The following is a 21,076-nucleotide window of genomic DNA, read 5'->3' on the forward strand; positions in this document are numbered from 1 at the left end:
CGCCACCTACGCCAGCCGCTGGAGCGAGCGCATGCAGAGCTACTACTGGGTCAAGACCTTCCACATCGTGTTCGTGGTGGCGTGGATGGCGACGGTGTTCTATCTGCCGCGCATCCTGGTGAACCTGGCCGAAGCGGCGGGACAATCCGCGGTGGTCGAGCGCCTGCAGCTGATGGGCCTGCGTCTGTACCGTTTCGGCCACTCGATGTTCGGCCTGGCCTTCGTCCTGGGACTGGTGTTGTGGTTGGGCTACCGGGTCATTCCGGACTTCCCGACGATGGTCGCGCCGGGCGGTGCCGGCTGGCTGCATGCCAAGCTCGGCCTGGTGGTGCTGCTGCTGGTCTACTTCGGCTGGACCGGCCGCCTGCTCAAGGGCGTCGCCAAGGGCCGGCCTCTGCCGTCCTCGCGCGCGCTGCGCTGGATCAACGAAATCCCGCTGCTGGCCTTCATTCCGATCGTCTGGCTGGTGCTGGCCAAACCCTTCTGAGCCGGCGCACATCGCGCACATCCAGATGAATCGCCGCGTAACCTGACAAGCGGCGCGGCGCGCCTTGCAACAAATTGCATGGGCCCCGCCCGTGCGTCTCCAGATACTGCGCGCCTTCGACACAGCGGCTGCCTGCAGCAGTCCCGCCATCGCTCCACGTGGGCACAGGCTGGATTGCGAGGTACTGCACGCACGCTGTGCCGCCTACGTGCCCCCCTCTGGAGATCCGTCATGAAATACACCCATCGTTCCGCTGCACGCGGGCGTTCTCTTGCGTTGCGTCCGCTCTCGCAGTGCCTGCTGCTGGCGCTCGCCCTGCCGTTGGCCCAGCCCGCTTCTGCCGGCTATCTCAACGACGAGGATCACGACGTCGTGCAGGGGGACCCGACCGAGGCATGGCAGGTGACCAATGGGGCCAACCTGACGGTGACCGACGCGTCCACTTACGGCATCAATGCGACCTACGGCTCCAATGTCGTGCTCACGCGTGCGGATGTGCTGGTCCGCAATGCCAATCAGAACATTCACGTGCAATCGGGTTCCAGCCTGATCGCGCGGGACAGCCGTTTCGATCTGGGCATGACCCAGTTCAACATCTCGGTCGATTCGTCGGCACGCCTCTACAACACGCGGATCGATTCCATCGGTGGTGCCATCGCCTTGTTCCCGGAATTCCGCGGTGGACAGGGCGACGTGTACCTTCTGATGGACAACTCCCACCTGGCGGTGGCGCACCGCGACAGCACTGCCTGGTACCACAACATCGGTCTGAGTATGGGCGCGGGCAGGGCTGACATCGTCAACGGTTCGACGATCCGGGCCAGCCGCAACGGCGCCGTCATGTACTTCGAATATCGGGGTGCGGACAACCTGGTATTGAACGTCGACAATTCCACCCTGGAGTCGCAGACCGGCCCGGCGATCTGGGTCAATCCCGATGTCGACTGGGGCAGTCCCGATGCCGACGTCGACGGCGAATCAGCCGAGATCAACATCCGCAACGGTGCGCGCCTGATCGCCGGCGATGGCACGCTGCTGCTGGTCAAGCATGGCGAGGAGGGGCAGGTCGGCAACGTTGCTGTGCGCTTCAACGTGGAGAACGCGGCGCTGACCGGCGACATCATTGCCGATCGCGCCTCCTACACGGGCCAGCTGGATGTCTCGCTGCGCAACCGCGCCACGCTGATCGGCCGCATCGTCGATGCGAGCTCGGTGGCGGTGGGTGAGCAGAGCACCTGGCAGCTGACCGGCGACAGCAGTGTCGGCCGTCTGCAGCTGGATGCGGGCAGCATGGTCAAGCTGGGCGATGGTGCGGGCGGTTTCAATACGCTGTCCCTGGACGAGTTCGTTGGTAACGGCGGCACGCTGGTGTTCAACACGGTGCTTGGCGAGGACGACTCGCAGACCGACCGCCTGGTGATCGCCGGTGATGCGACCGGGCAGGCCAATGTGCGCGTGCTCAATGCCGGCGGCCAGGGCGCGCAGACCGACAAGGGCATCGAGCTGATCGAGATCAACGGCGCGTCCGACGCCCAGTTCGACCTGGTCGGCCGTGCGGTCGGCGGGCAGTACGAGTACTTCCTGTTCAAGGATGAGGCCGACGGCAACTGGTACCTGCGTTCGGAACTGCCGGTGACGCCGCCGGATCCCTGTGACCTGGATCCGTCGCTGCCCGACTGCGACCCGACCGGTCCGATCAATCCGGATCCGAAGCCGGTGCTGCGCCCGGAGACCGGCGCGTACCTGGCCAACCAGTACGCCGCAGGGCAGTTGTTCCGCCTGCAGCGCAGTGATCGCGACGGCAATGCGGCCGTTGCCGAGGGTGTGCACGGCTGGGCACGCGTGGACAGCCAGCAGGCGCGCCTGGGGGCCATGCAGGAGCAGCTGGATCTGCGCACGCAGCGCCATGTGGTGCAGGTGGGCGCAGACGTGGGGCTGTTCGATGAAGGGCGTGGCCGCCTGGGCGTGATGCTCGGTAGTGGGCGTGCCGACAGCACCAGCACCTCGGCGCTGACCGGCTTTGCGGCACGCGGCAAGGTCGCCGGCGTGGCCGCAGGGGTGTACGGCAGCTGGAACAATGGTCGTGCCTATGTGGACAGCTGGGTGCAGCACGGCCGCTTCAACAACCGGGTGGAAGGCGATGGCCTGGCTGCCGAGCGCTACGACAGCGACCTGTGGCAGGGTTCGCTGGAGGCGGGTTACCGCTTCGGCGTCGGCACGCTGGGCGACAGCAGGGTCAGCCTGCAGCCGGAGCTGCAGCTGGTCTACACCAACGTCAGCACGGATCGACATACCGAGCAGAACGGCACCGTGGTGCGTGGCCTGGGCGAAAGTGGCCTGTCCGGCCGCCTCGGCCTGCGCCTGGAAGCGGAATCGACCAGCACGCATGGCGCCGTGGTGACCCCGTACCTGACCGCCAACTGGTATCGCGACGCCCGCACGGGTGGCATGGCGTTCGATGACGTGGCCATGGACAGCGACGCGCCACGCAACCGCTACGCGCTGGGTGCAGGCGCGCGGGTGGAGTTCGCCAAGGGCTGGACGGGCTGGGGCGGTCTGGACGTGAGCCGCGGTGACTCCGGCTACCGCGAAGTCAGCGCCACGCTGGGCATGTCCTACAACTGGTAAGCAGATCGGCGTACGGCGGGTCCGTACGCACAGGAACAGGGACGTATCGCCACACGGATGTGGCACCTCTGGAGCCGGGCATTGCCCGGCTTCAGGCGTTACCGTGCAGCGGAAGCAGCGATTACGCGGCCTCGTAGGTGCCGTAGCTGCGCAGGCGCTTGTAGCGCTGTTCCAGCAGTTCCCCGGTGGACAGCTTGTCCAGCGCGTCCAGCTCGTTCAGCAGCACGGCCTTCAGGCGCCGGGCCATCTGCGTCGGGTTGCGGTGGGCGCCGCCGGTCGGCTCGCGCACGACCTTGTCGACCAGGCCCAGGCTCTTCAGGCGCGGGGCGGTCAGGCCCAGCTGTTCGGCCGCGTCCTTGGCCTTGCCGGCGTCCTTCCACAGGATCGAGGCGCAGCCTTCCGGGGTAATGGTCGAATACACCGCGTACTCCAGCATCACGGTGCGGTCGCCCACGCCCAGTGCCAGCGCGCCGCCCGAGCCGCCTTCGCCGATCACGGTGCAGATCACCGGCACCTTCAGTTCGGCCATTTCCATCAGGTTGCGCGCGATCGCTTCGGACTGGCCGCGCGATTCGGCGTCGATGCCCGGCCAGGCGCCGGCGGTGTCGATCAGGGTCAGCACCGGCAGGCCGAAACGCTCGGCCATCTTCATCAGGCGCAGCGCCTTGCGGTAGCCCTCGGGCTTGGGCATGCCGAAGTTGCGCTTGATCTTCTCCTTGGTGTCGCGGCCCTTCTGGTGGCCGATGACCATCACCGCGCGGCCATTGATGCGGGCCAGGCCGCCCATGATGGCCTTGTCGTCGGCAAAGGCGCGATCACCGGCCAGTTCCTGGAACTCATCGAAGATGATGCGGATGTAATCGGCGGTGTAGGGCCGCGACGGGTGGCGGGCCAGCTGCAGCACCTGCCAGGAGGTCAGGTTGCGGAAGATCTGTGCGGTACGCATGCGCAGCTTGTCCTGCAGCGCGTGCACTTCGGCCTCGACATTGACCGCCGGACCGGCACTGGCGTTGCGCAGCTCCTGGATCTTCGCTTCCAGGTCGGCGATGGGTTGCTCGAAGTCGAGGTAGTTCGGATTCATCGGAAGCCGTCGTGTAAAGAAGGAGGAAAGTGTAGCCGAACCCGGTGAAATTCCCCGTACGCCCCTGTCTGGAGCGTACGGAGGGGCTGGCCGGCAGGCAGCGCGCTGCCTTGGCCGCGCCGGCTGGACGCGGGACCTGGCGGGGCGGGATCAGCTGGCCCAGGGCGGGCTGTAGCGCACCTTCAGGGTGCGCACGGCCGGGTCGGCGCGCAGCGCTTCCATCAGCTTCGAGTCGATGCGCACGGCGCTCTGTCCGGACACGTCGAGCATGCCGGCGATGCCACCGTGCGGGCCCTTCAGCAGCAGGTCCAGGCGCAGGGGCGTGCGGCCGGGGCGATGGCGGTCGAGCAGGGCATCGATGCGCTCCCACACCGGCCGTTGCTGGCGAAGGTCCAGCCGCAGCGACAGGCGCGTAGCGTAGTTGGCGCAGACCTCATCGAAATCCCAGCACTGGCGGATGCGCAGGGCGTAGCCACCGTTGAATTCGTCTTCACGCAGGCCGCCCTTGACCACCAGGATGCGGTCCTTGGTCATCAGGTGGCCGAACTCGGCCAGGGTGTCGGAGAACGCGCTGCACTCCACGCGTCCACGCCCGTCCTCGAGCTGGATGAAGATCTGGCTTTCGCCCTTGCGGCGCACGCCGACCACCTGGCCGGCCAGCACGGTCTGCACTTCCGGGCGCCAGCGCTTCTCACCGCCACCACCACCACCGCCGCTGTTGGCGCTCCAGATCTTTTCCACCGCGCCCAGATCGTTGCCGACCAGATCGCGCACGTCGTCGCGCCACGGATCGAATGGATGGCCGCTGAGGTAGAAGCCCAGCGTGTCGCGCTCGCCGTTCAGGCGCTGCAGCAGGGGCCACTCTTCGGCCTCCGGCAGGTCCAGCTGGATCGTCGTCGCGCTCGGGTCCGGCCCACCGAACAGCGAGTTCTGCCCGGAGGCGCGCTCGCGTGCCATCTGCTCGGTGGCCTTGATCACTTCCGGCAGCTGCAGCATCAGCGAGGCGCGGTTGCGGCCCAGCTCATCCAGTGCGCCGCAGTTGATCATCGCTTCCAGGGTGCGCCGGTTGAGCTTGGCCGAGCCGACGCGGGTACAGAAATCGAGCAGGTCGGTGTAGTTTCCACCCCGCAGCCGCTCGTCCACCACCGCTTCGCAGGCACCCTGGCCGACACCCTTGATCGCACCCAGGCCGTACTGGATGGTGTCCGGCGTGGCTGCCTCGAACATGAAGGCGGACTGGTTCACCTTCGGCGGCAGCACGGTCAGGCCGAGGTTGCGCACCTCGTCGAGGAAGCCGACCACCTTGTCGGTGTTGTCCATGTCCGAAGACAGCGTGGCCGCCATGAACTCGGCCGGGTAATGGCGCTTGAGCCACGCGGTCTGGTAACTGACCAGCGCGTAGGCAGCGGCGTGCGACTTGTTGAAGCCGTAGCCGGCGAACTTCTCCATCAGGTCGAAGATCTCGTCGGCCTTGGGGCCGTCGACGCCGCCCTTGGCCGCACCCTCACGGAAGATCTCGCGATGCTTGGCCATTTCGGCCGGCACCTTCTTGCCCATCGCACGACGCAGCAGGTCGGCGCCGCCCAGCGAGTAGCCGCCGACGATCTGCGCCATCTGCATCACCTGCTCCTGGTACACCATGATGCCGTAGGTGTCCTTGAGGATGGCTTCGGTGCGCGGATCGGGATAGATGATTTCTTCCTGCCCGTGCTTGCGCGCGTTGAAGGACGGAATCAGGTCCATCGGGCCGGGGCGGTACAGCGACACCAGCGCGATCAGGTCTTCGAAACGGTCGGGGCGTGCGTCCTTCAGCAGGCGGCGCATGCCGGAGGATTCGAACTGGAAGACCGCACCGGTGTTGCCGTTGGCGAAGATGTCCTTGTAGGTCGGCGCGTCGTCCAGCGGGATCGCCGCGATGTCCACCGGCGGGATGCCGGCGCGCGCGTGGCGCTTGTTGATCGCCTTCACCGCCCAGTCGATGATGGTCAGCGTGCGCAGGCCAAGGAAGTCGAACTTCACCAGGCCCACTTCTTCGACGTCGTTCTTGTCGAACTGGGTGACCGGGTTCTTGCCGATGCCGTTCTCGTCGTGTTCGGCGTACAGCGGGCAGAACTCGCTCAGCGGCTCGGGGCCGATCACCACGCCACCGGCGTGCTTGCCGGCGTTGCGGGTGAGGTCTTCAAGCTGCAGCGCCAGATCGATCAGGTCACGGACATCGTCTTCGGTCTCGTAACGCTGGATCAGCTCGGCCGATGCCATCTCCGAGCCCGGGCCTTCCTTGCCCTTGCCGAGCGCATCCTTCAGGTGGATGCCGAGGATGTTCGGGATCAGCTTGGAGACACCGTCAACCAGGCCATAGGGGAAACCGAGCACACGGCCGGAATCGCGCACCACGGCCTTAGCGGCCATGGTGCCGTAGGTGATGATCTGGCTGACGCGTTCGCGCCCGTATTTGCGCGCGACGTAGTCGATCACTTCGTCGCGGCGGTCCATGCAGAAATCGATGTCGAAGTCGGGCATCGACACGCGTTCCGGATTCAGGAACCGCTCGAACAGCAGGTTGTAGGGCAGCGGATCCAGGTCGGTGATCTTCAGCGCCCACGCCACCAGCGAACCGGCACCAGAACCACGGCCCGGGCCGATCGGGATGCCCTGGTTCTTGCCCCACTGGATGAAGTCGGCCACGATCAGGAAGTAGCCGGGGAAACCCATCTTGATGATGGTGTCGAGCTCGAATTCGAGGCGCTCGAAGTACTCCTCGCGGGTCTTGCCCGGCGCCAGCGGATTCTTCTGCAGGCGTTCTTCCAGGCCGTCGCGCGACATCTTCTGGATCCAGGTATCCAGGGTCTCGTCGTCCGGCACCGGGTAGTTGGGCAGGAAGTAGGTGCCCAGCCGCATCTCGATGTTGCAGCGCTCGGCCAGCGCCAGCGTGTTGTCGATCGCATCGGGGATGTCGGCGAACAGCGCGCACATCTCCTCGGCCGACTTCAGGTACTGCTGGTCACTGTACTCGCGCGGCCGCTTGGGATCGTCCAGCACGCGGCCGGTCGAGATGCACACACGTGCCTCATGCGCGCTGAAGTCCGACGGTGCAAGGAAGCGCACATCGTTGCTGGCCACCACCGGCAGGCCGCGCTGGCCGGCGGCCATCAGCGCGAAGCGGTTGAAGGCCTCCTCGCCATCGCGGCCGGTGCGGGTCAGCTCCAGGTGCAGGCCATCGCCGAACACCCGCTGCCAGTCGGCCAGATGCTGCTCGGCAAGGTCGTGCTTGCCGTCCAGCGCCAGGCGCCCGGCCAGGCTCTCGCGCCCGGCCAGCGCGAACAGGTTGGCGTTGCCCGCCTTCAACCAGTCCGGATGCACGGCGACGCCGCCTTCCGGACGATGGCCCTCCATCCAGGCACGGGTCAGCAGCCGTGACAGGCTCAGGTAGCCTTCGCGGTCGCGGCACAGCAGGGTCATCCGCCACGGGTCCTGGCCCTCCTCGGCGATCATCACGTCGGCGCCGGCGATCGGCTTGATGCCCACGCCTTCGGCTGCCTTGTAGAACTTGATCAGGGCGAACAGATTGTTGAGGTCGGTCACCGCCAGCGCGGGCAGGCCCAGCTCGACCGAGCGTGACAGCAGGTTGGCCTGCTTGGCCTTCTTCGGGTCGGCCTGGTCCGGCTTGGCCGGCACACGGATGGTCGAGTCCGCCAGCGAGAACTCGGTGTGGACGTGGAGATGTACGAAACGGGAGTTGGACATGCCGGACCAGGTTGGAGCGCGGGGGCCCCGGGTGCCGACGGGAGTTCGTCGCCGGGGTCGGGAAGCGCTGGAATGCCCGGTCAGGGTAGCGAGGGCAGGGGGAGGCGACAAGCTCTTGACGGCACGTCGATTGCGCGAACATGCCGCCGGGCATGGCCCGGCGCTACCGCGACAATGTGGGCGCACGGTGCCGCCGGGCATGGCCCGGCGCTACCACGGCAATGTGGGCGCACGATGCCGCCGGGCATGGCCCGGCGCTACCACGGCACTGTGGGCGCACGATGCCGCCGGGCATGGCCCGGCGCTACCACGGCAATGTGAGCGCACGGTGCCGCCGGGCCATGCCCGGCGGCGGTTGTTCAGGCGATGGCCGCGGCCGCCGGGTTTTCCAGGCATTCACGCACCGGGGCGAAACTGCGCCGGTGCTCGCCACAGGGGCCGTGTTCACGCAGTGCCGCCAGATGGGCCGGAGTGCCGTAGCCCTTGTGCTGGTCGAAACCGTAGTGCGGATGCCGCACGTGCAGGTCCTGCATGTACCGGTCGCGCGACACCTTGGCCAGGATCGACGCCGCCATGATCGCGCGGTCGATGCCATCGCCACCAACCAGCGCCTGCGCCGGCAGTACCAGCCCCTTCGGAACCACGTTGCCGTCGATGCGGGCGAAGCCGGCCACATGGGCCACGGCCGCCACCACGTCGCGCATGCCCTGCAGGGTGGCCTGGTAGATGTTCAGGCGGTCGATCGCTGCCACGTCCACCAGCACCACATGCCAGGCCAGGGCGCGATCGATGATTCGATCGTACAGCTGCTCGCGGCGCGCGGCGGTGAGCTGCTTGGAGTCATCCAGGCCGTTGATGCGCGGGCGGGCAGGATCGAATACCACCGCCGCGACGGCGACCGGCCCGGCCAGCGGGCCACGGCCGGCCTCATCGACACCGGCGACCAGGCGGTCCGGTTCAACCCGCAGTGAACCGTCGAACAGGGCCAGGCTGGCTGCGGCGGCGTGGCGGCGGCTCATGCCTTGTCCAGCTCGCGTACCAGCAGCTCGCCGACAGCGTCGGCGGCGCGTGCCGAGGCATTGCGGCGCAGGCGTTCATGCAGGCGCGAATAGGTTCCCTGCAGGTCGGCGGCCCGTTGCGGATGGTCGAACCACTGCTGGATGGCGGCGGCCAGCTTGTCCGGCGTGCAGTCGTGCTGCATCAGCTCCGGTGCCAGGTCCTGGCCGGCCAGGATGTTGGGCAGGGCGAAGCGGTCGACCTTGATCAGGCCCAGCGCCTTGACCAGGCGGTAGGTCAGTTCGTTGACGCGATAGCCGACCACCATCGGCCGCTTCACCAGCATGGCTTCCAGGGTCGCGGTGCCGGAGGCGAGCACCACCACGTCGGCGGCGATCATGGCGTCGCGGGCCTGGCCATCAAGCACATGCGAGTAGGCGACCGGCAGCGCCGAACGCGACAGCTGTTCCTCGATCAGGCGACGGCAGGCGGCATTGGCGGCAGGCACCACGACGTGCAGCCCCGGAATCCGCTCGGAAACCTGCCACGCGGCCTCGAAGAACGGCTCGCCCAGGCGCGAGATCTCGCCCAGGCGGCTGCCCGGCAGCACCGCCAGCACCTTGGCCGTGGCCGGCAGGCCCAGCGCGGCACGGGCTTCGTCGCGGTTGCCCTGCAGCGGAATGTCATCGGCCATCGGATGACCGACAAAGCGCGCGTCGATTCCGTGCCGGGCGTAGATGGGGGGTTCCATCGGGAACAGGCACAGCACGAGGTCGGCACTGTTGCCGATCTTCTCGGCGCGCTTCTCGCGCCACGCCCAGACCGAAGGGCTGACGTAATGCACGGTGCGCACGCCACGCTGCTTCAGCCAGCGCTCGATGCCCAGGTTGAAGTCCGGCGCATCGATGCCGATGAACACGTCCGGCTGCCACTCGAGCGCGCGCTGGCGGACGGCCGAGCGCAGCTTCAACAGGCGCGGCAGGTGGCGCAGGACTTCGGTCAGCCCCATCACCGCCAGTTCGCTGGCGTCGTGCCAGGTCTGGCAACCGGCATTGCGCATGGCATCGCCGCCGATGCCGGCGAACTCGGCGTTCGGGAAGCGGGCCTTCAACTCGCGCACCAGGCCGGCACCGAGCAGGTCGCCGGAGGCCTCACCGGCCACCAGTGCGATCCGCAGCGGCCGCTCGCTGAGCACCCGCTGTGCAGGCACGCTGCCGGCCAGGGAGGCCAGCGGAATGACAGCGGCGCCGGCCGGCGCCTGGCCGGACGTGCTGCTCATCGCAGCAGGGGCCTCTCTGCGTGTTCGATGAACTCCAGCATGGACTTCACGTCCTCGCTGTCGCGCGCCTGTTCAACCAGCTGCTGCTTGGCTTCGGCCAGCGGCAGGCCGGCCACGTACAGGGTCCGGTAGGCACGCTTGATGGCGGAGATGCGTTCGGCATCGAAACCGCGGCGCTTCAGGCCTTCACTGTTGATGCCGCGCGGGCGGCCCAGCGAATCGGAGCCCACCATGGTGAACGGCGGAACATCGCCGTTGGTCAGCGCACCCATGCCGAGGAAGGCGTGGGCGCCGATGCGGCAGAACTGGTGGGCACCGGCGAAGCCGCTGATGATCACGTAGTCGCCGACAGTGACGTGGCCGGCCAGCGTGGTGTTGTTGGAGAACACGCAGGCGTTGCCGACGTGGCAGTCGTGTGCCACATGCGTATAGGCCAGCATCCAGTTGTCGTCACCGATCGTGGTGATGCCACCGCCGCCGCCGGTACCGCGGTTGACGGTGACGAACTCGCGGAACACGTTGCGGTCGCCGATCACCAGTTCGGTGCGTTCACCGGCGAACTTCTTGTCCTGCGGCTCGCCGCCGATGGCTGCGTGGCCGATGAAGCGGTTGTCGCGGCCGATCCGGGTCGGTCCGAGAATGCTGCAGTGTGGGCCGACGACCGTTCCTGCGCCGATGTCCACATCGGCACCGATCAGGGTGAAGGCACCGACCTGCACATCGTCGGCCAGCCGGGCGGACGGGTCGATGACGGCGGTGGGGTGGATCCGTGGGGCGTTGTCAGTCATTCCTGGCTCCGTTATGGCTCAGCCCTTGGCACCGGCGCACATGACCTCGGCAGAGGCCACCACTTCGCCGTTGACCTTGGCTTCGCCGTAGTACCAGCCCATGTTGCGGATCAGCCGCTTCATCTGCACGTCCAGCAGCAGCACATCGCCCGGCACCACCTGCTTGTTGAAGCGGGCGTTCTCCACCTTGACCATGTAGAACAGCTTGGACTGCGCATCGCGGCCGAGCGAGAGCTGGGTCATCACACCGCCGGCCTGCGCCAGTGCCTCGATGATCAGCACGCCGGGCATGATCGGGCGGCCCGGGAAATGGCCCTGGAAGAACGGCTCGTTGATGCTCACGTTCTTCTGGGCAAGGATGCGCTTGGCGTCCACATCCAGCTCGAGGACCTTGTCCACCAGCAGGAACGGGTAGCGGTGCGGGATCAGCTCCTGGATCTGGAGGACATCGATCGGAAGCTGCAGCGTGTCGTTCATTCTTTCTCCTTGCTCACAGCCAGGATGCGCCGGGCCAGCGTATCGAGCTGCTTGAAGCGCGCGGCGTTCTTGCGCCACGTGCGGTTGTCGGTCAACGGGGTGCCGGACGAATACTCGCCCGGCTCATGGATGGAGTTGCGCACCACTGATTTGCCGGTGATCACGACCTTGTCGCAGATCTCCAGGTGGCCGACCACGCCTACGTGGCCGCCGAGCAGGCAGTAACGTCCGATCTTGGCGCTGCCGGCAATGCCGGTGCAGCCAGCGATGGCCGAGTGCGCGCCGATCTGCACGTTGTGTGCGATCTGCACCAGGTTGTCCAGGCGCACGTCTTCGTCCAGCACGGTGTCTTCCAGCGCGCCTCGGTCCACGCAGGTGTTGGCGCCGATTTCGCAGTCGTCGCCGATGCGCACGCCGCCAAGCTGCGGCACCTTGATCCACCTGCCCGCGTCCATCGCCAGGCCGAAGCCATCGGCGCCGAGCACGGCGCCGGGGTGGACGCGCACACGCTTGCCCAGCCGGACGCGGGTGACCAGGGTGACCCGGGCGATCAGTTCGCAGCCGTTGTCCAGGCTGCAATCCTCGCCGATCACGCTGCCGGTGCCGATGATGCAGTTCTCGCCGACCACGCTGCGGGCGCCGATGGACACGAACGGACCGATATGGGCGCTGGCTGCGACCTGGGCGGTGGGATCGATGACGGCGCTGGGATGGATGCCCGGCGGGCGCGTCGGTGCGATGTCGAACAGCGCGGCGATCTTGGCGAAGGTGGTGTACGGGTCCTTGGCCACGAGCGCGGCGCCGGGAGCCGCCTCGGCATCGTCGGCACGCAGCACCACCAGCGAGGCCTGGCTGTCGGCCAGCTGGGTGCGGTAGCGCGGATTGGCGAGGAAGGTCAGCTGGCCAGGGCCGGCATGGGCGAGGGTGGCCACGCCATGGATGGCGGTGGCGGGGTCGCCATGGACCTGCAGGCCGAACTGCTCGGCGAGTTGCTGGGCGGTGTAGGAGGGAGTATTCACGGCGGGAGTTTAACGTGTGACGCCATTGCGGTCATGCGGGGGGCAGTTGTGCAGCCAACGGCGGGGCCCCTCGCGGCCGACAGAGCCAGGCTCATGGGCTGGGTCGGACGGGTCGGGGCTGCGGGGGACGGCGCAAGTACGTCCCTGTAGCCTTGATCGCCGCATCCATGCGGCTCACACCCCCGCAGCCCCGATCCGCCCGACCTCTGACAGCGTGGCGCGAGTGCCAGCCGCGGAAAACAGAAAAGATCAAAAGCGGATCGTGCGCTTCAGCCATCCGGGTTAAACGAAAACGCCGGGCAGAGCCCGGCGCTTCGTACCCCGTCTGGTGGAGAGCCCCCCTTCTGTTAAGGGGGGCGCGCCAGCGGCGCGGGGGATAGGGGTAGGTCGGGACCCGCTGCTTGCGCAGCAAGCCGCGGCGCACCTTCGGTGGTCAGTTCTTAGAACTGCCCACCGAAGGTGAATTGCAGACGCTCGATCTTGTCGTCGTCTTCTTTCTTCAGCGGGAACGCATAGCTGATCGAGATCGGGCCGACCGGGGCGCGCCACAGCAGGGCCACACCGGTGGACACGCGCAGCTCGTTGGCCTTGAAGTTCTTGGTGCCGTTGTAGACGTTGCCGAAGTCGACGAAGGCCGACACGCGCGCCGAGGGGCTGTCGAACAGGCGCGGGAAGTAGGCTTCCACCGAGCCGACCGTCTTCACCGAGCCGCCCAGCGGCTGGCCGTCCGGGTACCCCGGGGTGATTTCGCGCGGGCCCAGCGTATTGTCCTCGAAGCCGCGCACCGAGTTGGTACCGCCGGCGTAGAAGTTCTCGTAGAACGGCAGGCCGCTGGCGGTCACCGTCTTCACGTAGTCCGGCGAGTTCGGGTTGCAGTTCACGGTCTGCACCGGGTTCGGGTTGGCCGCGGTCGGCTCGGTGTAGCAGAGATCACGCGAGGTGTCCTTGCCGTAGCTGTCGCCGTAGCCGATTTCCGCGCGCGTGTTGATCACCAGCGACGGCATGATCGGCCAGTACTTGGAGATCTGGTAGTTCAGCTTGTAGTACTCGACGGTCGAACCCGGCAGCGTGGTCTCCAGGCCGATGCGCTGGTAGGTACCGCGGGTCGGCATGAAGTAGTCGTTGCGCGAGTCGCGTGCCCAGCCGAGTTCGGTGCGCCAGGCATGGAAGGTGCGGCGGCCGACGGCGTTGATGTAGTCGATGATTGATTGCGGCGTTGCGTTCTGGTACGTCGAGATCTGGTTGCTGTCGATGCCGAACATCAGCGAGACCGAGTCGGTTTCGGTCAGCGGCACGCCGAACACCACCTGCGCGGCACCGTTGGTGCTGTTGTACTGCGCGGTGTTGAAGTCGGAGTAGTCCAGTTCGCGCCAGGACAGGTTGTAGCCCAGCGACACGCCGTCATCGGTGAAGTACGGGTTGGTGTAGCTGAAGCCATAGCGCTGCAGGTAGCTGCTGCGCGAGGCTTCCACCGACACGCGGTTGCCGCCGCCGAGGAAGTTGTTCTGCGACAGCTGCACGGAGGTGGTCATGCCGTAGGACTGCGAGTAGCCCAGGCCGAACACGAAGCTGCCGGAGGTGGTTTCCTTGACGTTGTAGACGACGTCGACCTGGTCGTTGCTGCCGCTGACGGCCGGGGTTTCCACATCCACCGATTCGAAATAGCCCAGGCGCTGCAGGCGAATCTTGGAGCGGTCGATCGCGGCCTGCGAGTACCAGCTGTTCTCGAACTGGCGCATTTCGCGACGCATCACCTCGTCGGAGGTGCGGGTATTGCCGCGGAAGACGATACGACGCACCGACACGCGTGGGCCCGGCACCACCTGCATGTTGATGGCAACGGTCTGGTCCGCACGGTTGGTGGTCGGGATCGGGTTCACCTTGGCGAACGCGTAGCCGATGTTGGACAGCGAGTTGGTGATCGTGTCCGAGCTGAATTCCAGCAGCGCCCGCGAGAAGGTGTCGCCGGACTTCTGGATCACCATGCGCTCCACGTCCTCCTGCGGGAGGATGGTGTCGCCGCTGACCTTGATCTCGGAGATCTTGTACTGCTCACCCTCGGTCACGCCGGCGGTGAGGAACATGTCGCGCTTGTCGGGGCTGATCGACACCTGGGTGGAGTCGATGCTGAAGTCGACGTAGCCCCGGTCGAGGTACCACGAGTTCAGCTTTTCCAGGTCGCCGGACAGCTTTTCCTTGGAGTACTGGTCATCGCGGCGGTACCACGAGGCCCAGTTGTGCTCCTTGGATTCCCAGGTTTCCAGGATGTCCTTGCTGTCGTACTTCTCGGTGCCGACCAGGTTGACATGGCGGATCTTGGCCGCCTTGCCTTCCTTGATCGCGATGGCGATGTCCACACGGTTGCGGTCCAGCGGGCTCACCGTCGGGGTGATCTCGACGTTGTACTTGCCGCGGTCGTTGTACTGGCGGCGCAGTTCCTGGGTCACGCGGTCCAGACTCAGGCGATCGAACGTGCCGCCTTCAGTCAGGCCGATGTCGGACAGGCCCTTGAGCAGCTGGTCGGACTTGATGTCCTTGTTGCCGGTCACGGTCAGCTTGTTGATCGCCGGGCGTTCCTTGACCGTCACCACAAGGATGTTGCCCTGGCGGTCCAGCTGCACGTCCTCAAAGAAGCCGGTCTTGTACAGGGCGCGGATGGTTTCGCCGACCTTGCTGTCGGTGACCGTCTCGCCACGCTCCACCGGCAGGTAGGTGAATACCGTACCCGAGCTGATGCGCTGCAGGCCGTCGACGCGGATATCGCTGACAGTGAAGGGCTCGGCTGCCTGGGCCAGGGCGGGAGCGCCGGTGACGGCGGCGAGGGCGAGGGCCAGCAGGCGGCGATTGGGGAGTCGCGTCATGTCACGTCCGGTAGGAAGGTCGATTTCATTGGTGCGGGATGCCGACGCTGTAGACGGCAACAACGTGGAAAAGTTCATCGCGGGACCAGGCCGAGGATGTCGTTGTAGAACGCCAACCCCATCAGCCCGGCCAGCAACGCCAGGCCGATGTATTGGCCGGCGGCGATGGCACGCTCGCTCAGCGGGCTGCCCTTGACCAACTCGATAAGGTAATACAGCAGGTGGCCGCCGTCCAAGATCGGGATCGGCAGCAGATTGATGATGCACAGGCTCAGCGACAGCAGCGCGAGGAACTGCAGGAACCAGTCGAGCCCACGTTTGGCCGATACATTGGCCACACGGGCGATGGTGACCGGGCCGGAAACGTTCTGCAGCGAGGCCTTGCCGGTCACGATGCGGGCCATCATGCCCAGCGAGTCGGCGGCCAGCCGGCCGGTTTCACGCACCGCCACGGTGACCGCGTCCAGTGGCCCGTAACGCAGCAGGGTGTCGTAGGCCGGGCTGTAGGTGGTGGGGAAACCGACGCCGATCTGCCAGACCGGCTCGCCCTTGCCGTCCTTGCCCTGGCGCGGAGTCACTTCCAGTGCCAGCCGCTCGCCGCCACGCAGGACTTCGATCATGCCGGGGCCGCCGGTGCGGCCCAGGGCCTGGATTTCGCCGATCACCTGGTCAACGCTGTCAATGCGCTGCCCGTCGATGGCCACGATGAGGTCGCCCGGCTGCAGCTGGCCCGCAACAACGGAATCCGGTGTGAGCCTGTCGACCAGGGCGGGCTGCAGCCATGACTGCCAGTACAGACCCGCCAGGATCGGCACCCGCCGTTCATCGAAGCCTGCCGGCAGCTGCGACAGCGGCAGGGTACGGACATGCAGCTGGTCGCTGCGGTCGATCACGTCCAACGTGACATCACGACGGTCCATCGCTGCCGCGGTCAGCGCCATGCTGGCCTCGCCCAGGGTGCTGACCGGGCGGTCGTCCACGCGCAGCACGCGGTCACCGCTGTTCAGCCCCGCCGTCGCGGCGATGCCGCTGGTGCGGCCGAGGGTGGGCGAATAGTCCTGCTTGCCGATCACGAACATCGCCCACAGCAGCAGGATGCACAGCAGCAGGTTGGCGACGGGGCCGGCGGCGACGATGGCGATGCGCTGCCAGACGGTCTTGTGGTTGAACGCCTGGCCGCGTTCCTGCGGATGCACCTCGACTTCGCGCTCGTCGAGGAATTTCACATAGCCGCCCAGCGGAATCGCAGCAATGGCGAATTCGGTTCCATGCCGGTCGCGCCGCGACCACAGCGGCCGGCCGAAGCCGACAGAGAAGCGCAGCACCTTGACGCCGCACAGGCGGCCGACCCAGTAATGCCCGAACTCGTGGAAGGTGACCAGCAGCCCCAGGCTGACAATCATCCACCAGACCGATCCGATGAAGTCAGTCATGCAGGCTCACGTTGGCGGGCAGGGGCGGCGTCGTCATGCAGGGCTGGGCAGGCGGGCGGTTCAGGCGGCGTCGATGGCGTTCAGGGTCAGCAGGCGTGCGCGCTGGTCGGCGGACAACAGGACCTCCAGTGTATCGGCTGGCTCGGTCGGCAGTGTTGAAAGAGCGTTAGCGACCAGTGCCGGGATGGTCAGGAAACCGATCCGGCCCTGAAGAAACGCTGAAACGGCCTCTTCGTTGGCGGCGTTCAGTATCGCCGGGGCGGTGCCGCCGGCGCGCATCGCCTGCCAGGCCAACGCCAGGCAGGGGAAGGCCTCGGTATCGGGCGCCTCGAAATCCAGCCGGCCCTGCGCCAGCAGATCCAGCCCGGCCACGCCCGAGGCGATGCGCTGCGGCCAGCCCAGGCCAACGGCCAGGGTGGTGCGCATGTCCGGCAGGCCCATCTGCGCCAGGGTCGAGCCGTCGACGAATTCGACCAGCGAATGGACCAGGCTCTGCGGATGGACCAGCACGTCGATGCGTTCGCCCGGCACGGCGAACAGGTGGTGGGCCTCGATCACTTCCAGGCCCTTGTTCATCAGGGTGGCGGAATCGACCGAGATCTTCGGCCCCATCGACCACTTCGGGTGGGCCACGGCCTGGGCCGGGGTGACCTGCGCCAGTTCGGCGCGGCTGCGGCCACGGAACGGTCCACCGGAAGCGGTGAGCAGGATCCGGCGCACCCCGGCGCCTTCGAGGCTGGCGTCGCGCGAGCGCAGGCACTGGAAGATGGCGCTGTGCTCGCTGTCGATCGGAATGATCTCGGCCCCGGCACGTTCGGCGGTACGGGTCAGCAGTTCGCCCGCCAGCACCAGCGATTCCTTGTTTGCCAGCAGGATGCGCTTGCCCGCGGCGGCGGCGGCCAGGGTCGAGGACAGCCCTGCTGCGCCGACGATGGCAGCCACCACAGTGTCGCAGGCGTCACTGGCAGCAAGCTGGTCCAGCGCTGCCTGGCCGGCGTGGGCCTGGGTCGCCAGGCCGGCCTCGCGCAGGCCGTCGCGCAGCGCAGGGTACAGGGCCTCGTCGGCGATCACCGCGTGCAGGGGCTGATGCTGGCGGCACAGGGCAAGCAGCGCCTGCACCTGGCGGCCGGCGGCCAGCACGGTGGCCCGGTAGCGCTGCGGATGGCGCGTGATCACATCCAGGGTGGAGGCACCGATCGATCCGGTGGCGCCGAACACGGCGACCCGGCGCAGGTCTGCTGCTGCATGCATGGTCAGAATCCGAAGATTTCCTTGCCCAGCGCGAACACCGGCACGGCTGCCAGGACGCCGTCGACACGGTCGAGCACGCCACCATGGCCCGGGATCAGGTTGCCCGAGTCCTTGGCACCGGCATGGCGCTTGATCAGGCTCTCGAACAGATCGCCCAGCACCGAGGCCAGCACGGCGACCACGGACGTGATCAGCAGGCCCGGCAGGTGGGCCAGGTCGATACCGGCCAGCCATCCCAGGCCGACGGCCACGGCCACGCCGGCCAGCAGGCCGCCGACCAGGCCTTCCCAGGTCTTGTTCGGGCTGATGCGCGGGGCCAGCTTGTGCCTGCCGAAGCGGCGGCCGGCAAAGTAGGCGCCCGAATCGGCGGCCCAGACCAGCGCCAGCGCGGCCAGCAGCCACAGATGCCCCTGCCGGCCGGGCGGGTCGCCGCCGGCGTGGATCAGCACCAGTGCGGCCCAGGCCGGCACGATGGCCAGTGTGCCGGCCAGCAGCTTGAGGATGCGCGCGGGGCTGCCCGGCTGTGCACCGAAGTTGAAGAAGCGCAGCCAGACCAGCGCCGCCAGCCACCAGGCGACGCCGACCAGCGTGGTGATCTGGAACAGCACCAGGGTACTGCCGTCGGCCCACACCAGCAGCACCATCAGCAGCAGGTTCAATACCAGCAGCACGGTGCGCGCCAGGGTGTCTTCAACGTCGGCCAGCTTCAGCCATTCCCACAGGCCGATCAGCAGGACGGCGGCGGCCGCGGCGGCCAGCCATTGCGTCGGCAGCAGCAGGATCGCGGCAATGGCGACCGGCGCCATGATCAGCGCGGCGAGGACTCGGGTCTTGGTCATGGGCTGGACGTCTCGGTGGCCAGGGCGGCGATCTGGGCGCTGGTCAGGCCGAAGCGGCGCTCACGGCCCGCATAGGCATCCAGCGCCTGTTGCAGCATCGCGGCGTCGAAGTCCGGCCACAGTGCCTCGGTGAACCACAGCTCGGTGTAGGCCAGCTGCCACAGCAGGAAATTGCTGATGCGGGTGTCGCCACCGGTGCGGATGAACAGGTCCGGTGCCGGCAGGTCGGCCAGGGCCATCTGCCGGCCCAGCAGCGTCTCGTCGATCTGTTCGGGCAGCAGCCGTCCGGCCGCCACTTCGGCAGCCAGTGCGCGCGCCGCGCGGGCGATGTCCTGGCGGCCGCCATAGCTGGCGGCGATCGACAGGGTCAGCGTGGTGTTGCCGGCGGTGCGCTGTTCGGCCAGCTGCATGCGGCTGACCAGCGAGGCGCCGAAGCGCTCGCGCTCGCCGATGAAGCGCACGCGCACGCCCCGGCGGTGCAGCTCGTCCACTTCGCGGTCGAGCGCACCCAGGAACAGCTTCATCAACGCATCGACTTCGTCCTGCGGCCGGCCCCAGTTCTCGCTGGAGAAGGCGAACAGGGTCAGCGCCGGGATGCCCAGTTCAAGGCAGCGCTCGATGGTGCGGTTGACCGCGCGCGCGCCGGCACGGTGGCCGATCACGCGCGGGCGGCGGCGCTGCTGTGCCCAGCGTCCGTTGCCATCCATGATGATGGCGACGTGGCGGGGCAGGGCGGCCGGCAGGGGAGGCGGGACTGAAGGCATCGACTTCAGACCGACAACAGTTCCTTTTCCTTGTCCGCGACGACTTTGTCGACATCCTTGATGTTGCTGTCGGTCAGCTTCTGGATATCGTCTTCGCCGCGCTTCTTCTCGTCTTCGCTGATCGCCTTGTCCTTGACCAGCTTGGCGATTTCCTTGTTCGCGTCCTGACGGATGTTGCGGATCGCGATCTTGGCGCCTTCACCTTCCTTCTGCACCTGCTTGACCAGTTCCTTGCGGCGCTCTTCGGTCGGCGGCGGCATGTTGATGCGGATCGCGGTGCCCAGCGTATTCGGGGTGAACTCGGCGTTGTACAGCCCCTTCTCGATCTCCTTGATCATGCTCTTGTCGAACGGCGTGACCAGCAGCGAGTGGGCGTCGGCGTTGGAGATCGAGGCGACCTGGTTCAGCGGGGTGCTGGCATTGCCGTAGGCATTGACGGTGACGCGGTCCAGCAGGGCCGGAGTAGCACGCCCGGTGCGGATCGAGGTGAGGGTGTGCTTCAGAGCGTCGATGCTCTTGGCCATGCGCGTCTGCGCGTTGTTCTTGATGTCGTTGAGCATCGCCCGGGTCCTGGATGTAACTGGAATCGGGCGATTATAGGCGAATACGGGACGCTGCCGGGCCTGGATCGGCCCGGGCGTCGCCTTGCGCTCAGGCTCAGGCCGGGTCGCGGCCCTGGACCAGGGTGCCGATGTTCTCGCCGCTGAGGATCTTCAGCAGCTCGCCCGGCTGGCCCATGTCGAACACCCGCATCGGCAGATCGCTGTCGCGGGCCAGTGCGAAGGCGGCGGTGTCCATCACTTCCAGCCCGCGGCGGATCACTTCGTCGTAGCTCAGGCTGTCGAAGCGGACCGCGTCGCTGTGCTTGTTCGGATCCTTGTCGTACACGCCATCGACCTTGGTGGCCTTGAGCAGCAGGTCCGCACCGATCTCGATGGCACGCAGGGCTGCGCCGGAATCGGTGGTGAAGAAGGGGCTGCCGACGCCGGCGGCGAAGATCACCAGCCGGCCTTTTTCCAGGTGGCGGATGGCGCGGCGGCGGATGTAGTCCTCGCACACGTCGTTGATCTTGATCGCGCTCATCACGCGGGCCTTGGCGCCCAGCTTCTCCAGGGCGTCCTGCATGGCCAGCGCGTTGATGACGGTGGCCAGCATGCCCATCTGGTCGCCGGTGACCCGGTCCATGCCGCCGGCAGCCAGGCCGGCGCCGCGGAAGATGTTGCCGCCGCCGATCACCAGTGCCACTTCGGCCCCTGCCTGCTGGGCCTCGATCACTTCACGGGCCAGGCGGTTGATGACCTTCGGGTCGATGCCGTAGTCCTCGTCTCCCATCAGCGCCTCCCCGGAGAGTTTCAGCAGGATGCGGCGATAGGCGAGCTTGGACATGGGGACCTCGGGTGCGTGGAAATCGCGGGCGATTCTACGCGCA

The 21,076-nt window shown here is 67.1% G+C and carries 16 protein-coding genes; 2 read left to right on the plus strand and 14 right to left on the minus strand.

Annotated elements, in window-relative coordinates:
• Positions 1 to 31 precede the first annotated feature (31 nt).
• Both ACZLIF_RS06795 and ACZLIF_RS06800 read left to right on the plus strand, forming a co-directional pair.
• A complete protein-coding gene (locus ACZLIF_RS06795; RefSeq protein WP_065181382.1) occupies positions 32 to 487 on the plus strand; it encodes a CopD family protein in 456 nt (151 codons plus the stop codon).
• A gap of 231 nt (positions 488 to 718) precedes the next feature.
• Complete coding sequence (locus ACZLIF_RS06800; protein WP_128990025.1) at positions 719 to 3,115, plus strand: autotransporter family protein; 2,397 nt, start codon at positions 719 to 721, stop codon at positions 3,113 to 3,115.
• A gap of 121 nt (positions 3,116 to 3,236) precedes the next feature.
• On the opposite strand, the gene ACZLIF_RS06805 is transcribed toward ACZLIF_RS06800, so the two are convergent.
• The 14 genes from ACZLIF_RS06805 to pyrH all read right to left on the minus strand — a co-directional run bounded on the left by ACZLIF_RS06805 (position 3,237) and on the right by pyrH (position 21,033).
• Positions 3,237 to 4,196 carry an acetyl-CoA carboxylase carboxyltransferase subunit alpha gene (locus ACZLIF_RS06805; protein WP_053519898.1) on the minus strand — a complete coding sequence of 320 codons (960 nt, stop codon included), beginning with the start codon at positions 4,194 to 4,196 and terminating at the stop codon, positions 3,237 to 3,239.
• 150 nt (positions 4,197 to 4,346) lie between these two features.
• Complete coding sequence (gene dnaE / locus ACZLIF_RS06810) at positions 4,347 to 7,940, minus strand: DNA polymerase III subunit alpha (protein ID WP_128990023.1); 3,594 nt, start codon at positions 7,938 to 7,940, stop codon at positions 4,347 to 4,349.
• 359 nt (positions 7,941 to 8,299) lie between these two features.
• Positions 8,300 to 8,959: a ribonuclease HII gene (locus ACZLIF_RS06815; protein ID WP_478462467.1), complete on the minus strand. Its 660-nt coding sequence runs from the start codon at positions 8,957 to 8,959 to the stop codon at positions 8,300 to 8,302.
• The gene (gene lpxB / locus ACZLIF_RS06820) at positions 8,956 to 10,215 is read right to left on the minus strand and encodes a lipid-A-disaccharide synthase (RefSeq protein ID WP_128989607.1); all 1,260 of its coding nucleotides are present in this window, start codon (positions 10,213 to 10,215) and stop codon (positions 8,956 to 8,958) included. Before lpxB ends, ACZLIF_RS06815 begins: the two co-directional genes overlap by 4 nt.
• Entirely contained in the window at positions 10,212 to 11,003 is a 792-nt protein-coding gene (gene lpxA / locus ACZLIF_RS06825; RefSeq protein WP_053519894.1) for an acyl-ACP--UDP-N-acetylglucosamine O-acyltransferase, read from the minus strand. Before lpxA ends, lpxB begins: the two co-directional genes overlap by 4 nt.
• 18 nt (positions 11,004 to 11,021) lie before the next feature.
• Positions 11,022 to 11,480, minus strand: a complete 459-nt coding sequence (gene fabZ, locus ACZLIF_RS06830; protein ID WP_053519893.1) for a 3-hydroxyacyl-ACP dehydratase FabZ — start codon at positions 11,478 to 11,480, stop codon at positions 11,022 to 11,024.
• A complete protein-coding gene (lpxD, locus tag ACZLIF_RS06835) occupies positions 11,477 to 12,499 on the minus strand; it encodes a UDP-3-O-(3-hydroxymyristoyl)glucosamine N-acyltransferase (protein WP_053519892.1) in 1,023 nt (340 codons plus the stop codon). The genes fabZ and lpxD overlap by 4 nt, the downstream gene beginning before the upstream one ends.
• 440 nt (positions 12,500 to 12,939) lie before the next feature.
• Positions 12,940 to 15,360, minus strand: coding sequence for an outer membrane protein assembly factor BamA (bamA, locus tag ACZLIF_RS06840; protein ID WP_065174695.1), 2,421 nt, complete (start codon positions 15,358 to 15,360; stop codon positions 12,940 to 12,942).
• A gap of 74 nt (positions 15,361 to 15,434) precedes the next feature.
• The gene (rseP, locus tag ACZLIF_RS06845) at positions 15,435 to 16,793 is read right to left on the minus strand and encodes an RIP metalloprotease RseP (protein WP_128989605.1); all 1,359 of its coding nucleotides are present in this window, start codon (positions 16,791 to 16,793) and stop codon (positions 15,435 to 15,437) included.
• Positions 16,794 to 16,853: 60 nt separating this feature from the next.
• Complete coding sequence (gene dxr / locus ACZLIF_RS06850; protein ID WP_128989603.1) at positions 16,854 to 18,044, minus strand: 1-deoxy-D-xylulose-5-phosphate reductoisomerase; 1,191 nt, start codon at positions 18,042 to 18,044, stop codon at positions 16,854 to 16,856.
• Positions 18,045 to 18,046: 2 nt separating this feature from the next.
• A complete protein-coding gene (locus ACZLIF_RS06855; RefSeq protein ID WP_053518308.1) occupies positions 18,047 to 18,883 on the minus strand; it encodes a phosphatidate cytidylyltransferase in 837 nt (278 codons plus the stop codon).
• On the minus strand, positions 18,880 to 19,647 hold the full coding sequence (gene uppS / locus ACZLIF_RS06860; RefSeq protein ID WP_128989601.1) for a polyprenyl diphosphate synthase: 768 nt from the start codon (positions 19,645 to 19,647) through the stop codon (positions 18,880 to 18,882). The genes ACZLIF_RS06855 and uppS overlap by 4 nt, the downstream gene beginning before the upstream one ends.
• A 5-nt stretch (positions 19,648 to 19,652) precedes the next feature.
• The gene (gene frr / locus ACZLIF_RS06865; RefSeq protein WP_053518312.1) at positions 19,653 to 20,207 is read right to left on the minus strand and encodes a ribosome recycling factor; all 555 of its coding nucleotides are present in this window, start codon (positions 20,205 to 20,207) and stop codon (positions 19,653 to 19,655) included.
• Between the two features lie 97 nt (positions 20,208 to 20,304).
• Entirely contained in the window at positions 20,305 to 21,033 is a 729-nt protein-coding gene (gene pyrH / locus ACZLIF_RS06870; protein ID WP_053518314.1) for a UMP kinase, read from the minus strand.
• Positions 21,034 to 21,076 lie beyond the last annotated feature (43 nt).

This window comes from Stenotrophomonas sp. 2201_Sma, from assembly GCF_056486685.1.

Bases quoted from the DNA above. Each gene is read 5' to 3' on its own strand.
- lpxB (WP_128989607.1), bottom strand. From the start codon at position 10,215: ATGAGCAGCACGTCCGGCCAGGCGCCGGCCGGCGCCGCTGTCATTCCG.
- dnaE (WP_128990023.1), bottom strand. From the start codon at position 7,940: ATGTCCAACTCCCGTTTCGTACATCTCCACGTCCACACCGAGTTCTCG.
- lpxA (WP_053519894.1), bottom strand. From the start codon at position 11,003: ATGACTGACAACGCCCCACGGATCCACCCCACCGCCGTCATCGACCCG.
- ACZLIF_RS06795 (WP_065181382.1), top strand. From the start codon at position 32: ATGCAGAGCTACTACTGGGTCAAGACCTTCCACATCGTGTTCGTGGTG.
- uppS (WP_128989601.1), bottom strand. From the start codon at position 19,647: ATGCCTTCAGTCCCGCCTCCCCTGCCGGCCGCCCTGCCCCGCCACGTC.
- ACZLIF_RS06855 (WP_053518308.1), bottom strand. From the start codon at position 18,883: ATGACCAAGACCCGAGTCCTCGCCGCGCTGATCATGGCGCCGGTCGCC.
- frr (WP_053518312.1), bottom strand. From the start codon at position 20,207: ATGCTCAACGACATCAAGAACAACGCGCAGACGCGCATGGCCAAGAGC.
- dxr (WP_128989603.1), bottom strand. From the start codon at position 18,044: ATGCATGCAGCAGCAGACCTGCGCCGGGTCGCCGTGTTCGGCGCCACC.
- bamA (WP_065174695.1), bottom strand. From the start codon at position 15,360: ATGACGCGACTCCCCAATCGCCGCCTGCTGGCCCTCGCCCTCGCCGCC.
- rseP (WP_128989605.1), bottom strand. From the start codon at position 16,793: ATGACTGACTTCATCGGATCGGTCTGGTGGATGATTGTCAGCCTGGGG.
- pyrH (WP_053518314.1), bottom strand. From the start codon at position 21,033: ATGTCCAAGCTCGCCTATCGCCGCATCCTGCTGAAACTCTCCGGGGAG.
- ACZLIF_RS06815 (WP_478462467.1), bottom strand. From the start codon at position 8,959: ATGAGCCGCCGCCACGCCGCCGCAGCCAGCCTGGCCCTGTTCGACGGT.
- ACZLIF_RS06805 (WP_053519898.1), bottom strand. From the start codon at position 4,196: ATGAATCCGAACTACCTCGACTTCGAGCAACCCATCGCCGACCTGGAA.
- ACZLIF_RS06800 (WP_128990025.1), top strand. From the start codon at position 719: ATGAAATACACCCATCGTTCCGCTGCACGCGGGCGTTCTCTTGCGTTG.
- fabZ (WP_053519893.1), bottom strand. From the start codon at position 11,480: ATGAACGACACGCTGCAGCTTCCGATCGATGTCCTCCAGATCCAGGAG.